The organism is Streptomyces sp. NPDC059456 (assembly GCF_042750055.1).
Taxonomy (GTDB): Bacteria; Actinomycetota; Actinomycetes; order Streptomycetales; family Streptomycetaceae; genus Streptomyces.
Map to the genome: position 1 here is coordinate 1 of NZ_JBHYVA010000620.1, position 5129 is coordinate 5129.

Below are 5129 nucleotides of genomic sequence, written 5' to 3' on the forward strand. Positions count from 1 at the left end.
TGTCGCGGGGTGACCTCCAGCGCCCCGCGTCGCGCGCCCCCTCGCGGCTCCGCGAGCGCGCGCGCGGGGGGGGGGGGGGGCCCCCCCCCCCCCCCCCGGCCCCGGACCGGGTCCCGCGGCGGGACCGGAACCGGGCCGGTGGGGCTGCCCCGGGCGGGCGGCGGACCCGGGTGCCGGCCGGGTCCGGCCGAACCCCCGGTCCGCTCCGGCGGCGAGCCGGCGGATCGCGGCCATGGGGACGTGCAGCCAGTCGGGGCGGTGCCGGGACTCGTAGCGCGCCTCGTACACCGCCTTGTCGGTCTCGTACGCGCGCAGCAGGACGGGGTCCTCGCGCGGGTCGCGGCCGGTGGTGCGGGCGTAGCCCTCGCAGAAGGCGGCCCGGCAGGCGTCCGCCCAGGCGGGGGCGAACGGCCGGTGGGAGCGGGCCGCGTAGTCGAACGAGCGCAGTATCCCGGCGATGTCGCGGACGGCGGGTTCGGGGCGGCGCCGGTCGGCCAGCGGCCGGGCCGGCTCGCCCTCGAAGTCGATCAGCGCCCAGCTGCCGTCCGCGGTCCGCAGGGTCTGGCCCAGGTGCAGGTCGCCGTGGATCCGCTGGGCGGGCACCCCGGCCCCGCGGGAGGCGGCCAGCGCGTCGAACGCCCCGCGCAGCCCCGCCTCGTAGGGCCGCAGTGCGGGCACCTCGCGGGCGGTGGCCGCCAGCCGGGCCGTCATCCCCGAGGCGAGCCGGGCGGTCTGCTCCGGGCCCAGGGCGACGGTCGGCAGGGCGCCAGCGAGCGCGCTGTGCACCTCGGCGGTGGCCCGGCCCAGCGCGTGCGCCTCGGCGGTGAAGTCGGCCCCGGCGCCGAGCCGGCGCAGCGCGAGCTGCCAGCCGTCGTCGGAGCCCCGCAGGTAGGGCTGGAGCACGCCGAGGGTCAACGGTTCTCCACCGGGCAGCGCCGCCTCGTACCAGGCGACCGGCGCGGGGACGCGGGCACATCCGGCGGCCGCCAGTGCCCGGGGCAGCTCCAGGTCCGGATTGACCCCCGGCCCGACCCGGCGGAACACCTTCAGGATGTACGAATCCCCGTAGATCAGGGAGGAGTTGGTCTGTTCCCCGGACAGCGGCCGGGGGGTGAGCGCGGCCGGGATCAGCGCCATCGGGTCGCGGTCGAACCGCAGCGGGCCGAGGGTGCCGGGGGCGCGCAGCCGTTCCAGCAGCAGGGCCGCCAGCCGGGGGTCGCCCAGCCCCTCGTAGACGCACTGGCCGGCGTACGGGCCCTGCTCGGCGCGGCCGATCAGGGCGGGTGCGAGGGCCGGCGGCAGTGCGGGGCGGACGCCGAGCAGCAGCTGGTAGCAGTCGCCGTCGACGTCCAGGAGCAGGTGGACCAGCCTGGGGGAGGACCCCGGCGGCAGCAGCTCGGCCGCCGAGATCATCCGGAGCCGGCCGATGCGCCGGCCCTTGCCGGCGAACCAGCGTTGTACCGGCAGCCAGTCCCGCAGCATGGGCTCCAGCGGGCCGAGCCCGGTCGTGCTGGTCGTCCCGGCGGATGCAGCCTCCGACATGGCGTCGCGTCCTTTCCCCGGGCCGTCACAGAATGCGGAGAGTGTCCCGGATCGCGTCAGTGCTTCTCCGGTGGTGTACGAGTGTCGGGTCAGGATGATCCGTACAGGGGCGGGCGATTGACCCATTCGCGCGCCCACCCCGCACCCGGCGGCTACTCGTTGCGCAGGCGGAACCAGTAGAAGCCGTGTCCCGCGAGGGTGAGCAGGTACGGCCACTCGCCGATCGGCGGGAAGCGCACGTCACCCGTGAGCTCCACCGGGACCCGTCCGTTGAACGACCTCAGGTCCAGTTCGGTGGGCTGCGCGAAGCGCGAGAAGTTGTGCACGCACAGCACCAGGTCGTCCCCGTACTCGCGCAGGAAGGCGAGCACCGCCGGGTTGGACGAGGACAGTTCGGTGTACGAACCGAGGCCGAACGCCGGGTTGGCCTTGCGGACCTCGATCAGCCTGCGGGTCCAGTGCAGCAGCGAGGAGGGCGATGCCATCGCGGCCTCGACGTTGGTGACCTGGTACCCGTGGACGGGGTCCATGATGACCGGCAGGTTCAGCCTGCCCGGATCGCACGAGGAGAAACCGGCGTTGCGGTCCGGGGTCCACTGCATGGGCGTGCGCACACCGTCGCGGTCGCCGAGCCAGATGTTGTCGCCCATGCCGATCTCGTCGCCGTAGTAGAGCACCGGCGAGCCGGGCAGCGACAGCAGCAGGGCGGTGAACAGCTCCATCTGGTTGCGGTCGTTGTCGAGGAGCGGGGCGAGCCGGCGCCGGATGCCGATGTTGGCCCGCATCCGCGGGTCCTTGGCGTACTCGGCGTACATGTAGTCGCGCTCTTCGTCCGTGACCATTTCGAGGGTGAGCTCGTCGTGGTTGCGCAGGAAGATGCCCCACTGGCAGCGGTCCGGGATCGCCGGGGTCTTGGCCAGGATTTCGGAGACGGGGTAGCGCGACTCTCTTCGCACCGCCATGAAGATGCGCGGCATGACGGGGAAGTGGAACGCCATGTGGCATTCGTCCCCGCCGGACTCGAAGTCGCCGAAGTAGTCGACGACGTCCTCGGGCCACTGGTTGGCCTCGGCGAGCAGCACGGTGTCCGGGTAGTGCGCGTCGATCTCGGCGCGCACCCGCTTGAGGAGCTGGTGGGTGCGCGGCAGGTTCTCGCAGTTGGTGCCCTCCTCGGCGTACAGGTAGGGCACGGCGTCGAGGCGGAAGCCGTCGATCCCGAGGTCCAGCCAGAAGCGGAGGGCGGAGACGATCTCCTCGACGACGGCCGGGTTCTCGTAGTTGAGGTCGGGCTGGTGCGAGAAGAACCGGTGCCAGTAGTACTGCTTGCGGACCGGGTCGTACGTCCAGTTCGAGGTCTCGGTGTCGATGAAGATGATGCGGGCGTCCTGGTACTGCTTGTCGTTGTCGGCCCACATGTAGTAGTCGCCGTACGGGCCGTCCGGGTCCTTGCGGGACTGCTGGAACCACTCGTGCTGGTCGCTCGTGTGGTTCATGACGAAGTCGATGATCACCCGCATGCCGCGGTGGTGCGCGGCGTCCACGAACTCCACGAAGTCGGCGAGGTCGCCGAACTCGGGCAGCACGGAGGTGTAGTCGGAGACGTCATAGCCCCCGTCGCGCAGCGGCGAGGCGAAGAACGGCGGCAGCCAGAGGCAGTCGACGCCCAGCCACTGGAGGTAGTCGAGCTTGGCGGTGAGCCCCTTCAGGTCCCCTACGCCGTCGCCGTTGCTGTCGTGGAAGGACCGGACGAGCACCTCGTAGAAGACCGCCCGCTTGAACCAGTCGGGGTCGCGGTCCTTCGCGGGGGTGTCCTCGAACGTGTCGTGGACGGGATCGTTGATCATCATGTGGTGGGTGACCCTCCGGTGGGCGGGGACGGTCGCAGAGCCGCCAGAACGTGCGCGGGCGCGCGGCCCGGTTCCAGACGCACGTAGTTGGCCCTGCCCCAGTGGTAGGTCTCGCCGGTGAGCTCGTCGCGCACCGCGAGGGACCCGTGCCAGTCGAGGCCGAGTACCGGCATGTCCAACGAGACCGTCGCCTCCTGGGTGTGGTGCGGATCGAGGTTGACGACCACCAGTACGGAATTGGCGCCCGCGTGCTTCGAATAGGCGATCACCTGGTCGTTGTCGGTCGGGTGGAAATGGATGTCGCGCAGCTGCTGGAGGGCGGGGTTGCGCCGGCGCAGCCGGTTCAGGGCGGTGATCAGCGGGGCGATGGTGCGGCCCTCGCGGTCCGCGGCGGCCCAGTCGCGCGGCCGGAACTCGTACTTCTCGGAGTTCAGGTACTCCTCGCTGCCCTCGCGGACCGGGGTGTTCTCGCACAGCTCGTACCCGGCGTAGACGCCCCAGGTGGGGGAGAGGGTGGCGGCCAGGACGGCGCGCACCTCGAAGGCCGGACGGCCGCCCCGCTGGAGGTACTCGTGGAGGATGTCGGGCGTGTTGACGAAGAAATTCGGCCGCATGACGGACGCCGAGCGGGTGTCCGCGAGCTCGGTCAGGTACTCGGTCAGCTCGGCCTTGGTGTTGCGCCAGGTGAAGTACGTGTACGACTGCTGGAAGCCGACGGCGGCGAGCGTGCGCATCATCGCGGGCCGGGTGAAGGCCTCCGCCAGGAAGATCACGTCGGGATCGGACTTGTTGATGTCCGCGATCACCTTCTGCCAGAAGACGACCGGCTTGGTGTGCGGATTGTCCACCCGGAAGATGCGGACCCCGTGCTCCATCCAGTACCGCAGGACGCGGACCGTCTCCTCGACGATCCCGGCCATGTCGGTGTCGAAGTGGATCGGGTAGATGTCCTGGTACTTCTTCGGCGGGTTCTCGGCGTACGCGATCGTCCCGTCGGCCCGGTGGCGGAACCACTCGGGGTGCTTCTCCACCCACGGGTGGTCCGGGGAGCACTGGAGCGCGAAGTCCAGCGCGATCTCCATGCGCAGCTCGCGGGCGCGGGCGACGAAGGCGTCGAAGTCCTCGATCGTGCCGAGCTCGGGGTGGACGGCGTCGTGGCCGCCCTCCGTGGAGCCGATGGCCCACGGCACACCCGGGTCCCAACTTCCAGCCGAAAGGGTGTTGTTCGGACCCTTGCGGTACGTACTCCCAATGGGGTGCACCGGTGGCAGGTACACCACGTCGAAGCCCATCGAGGCGATGGCCGGCAGCCGCTCGGCGGCGGTGCGGAAGGTGCCGCTCACGGGCCGTTCGCCGGGCTCGACGACGGCTCCCTCGGAGCGCGGGAACATCTCGTACCAGGAGCCGAAGAGGGCCCGCTTGCGCTCCACGACCAGCGGCAGGGACTTGGAGGCGGTGACCAGCTCCCGGTACGGGCGCCGGGCGAGGGCGGCCTGGACCGGGGTCGCGAGGGCGGCGGCGTGGCGCAGCGACACCGGGCGGTCCTCGTCGCGCATCGCCTCGGCGGCGGCCAGTACGTGCTCGCGCCCGTCCTTCCTGGGGATCCGGGAGCCGGCCCGCTCGTAGAGCTCGGCGCCTTCGAGCAGGGTGAGCCCGGGGTCGATGCCCGCGGGGATCTTGATGGCGGCGTGTGCCTGCCAGGTGCCGACCGGGTCGCTCCAGGCCTCGACGGTGTAGGTC

Annotated in this window: 2 protein-coding genes and 1 pseudogene; all 3 read right to left on the bottom strand. The window is 71.6% G+C overall.

The window, feature by feature from the left end:
• Positions 1-201 precede the first annotated feature (201 nt).
• Positions 202-1542 (bottom strand): annotated as a pseudogene (locus ACFXA3_RS34865) (phosphotransferase); the annotation flags it as partial.
• 152 nt (positions 1543-1694) lie between these two features.
• Positions 1695-3389 carry a maltose alpha-D-glucosyltransferase gene (gene treS / locus ACFXA3_RS34870; RefSeq protein WP_385193726.1) on the bottom strand — a complete coding sequence of 565 codons (1695 nt, stop codon included), beginning with the start codon at positions 3387-3389 and terminating at the stop codon, positions 1695-1697.
• Positions 3386-5129 (bottom strand): maltotransferase domain-containing protein (locus ACFXA3_RS34875; RefSeq protein ID WP_385193729.1); only part of this gene is annotated, 1744 nt, incomplete at its 5' end. The genes ACFXA3_RS34875 and treS, both read right to left, overlap by 4 nt.

Excerpts from the sequence above, each read along its gene's own strand:
- treS (WP_385193726.1), bottom strand. The coding sequence starts at position 3,389 with ATGATGATCAACGATCCCGTCCACGACACGTTCGAGGACACCCCCGCG.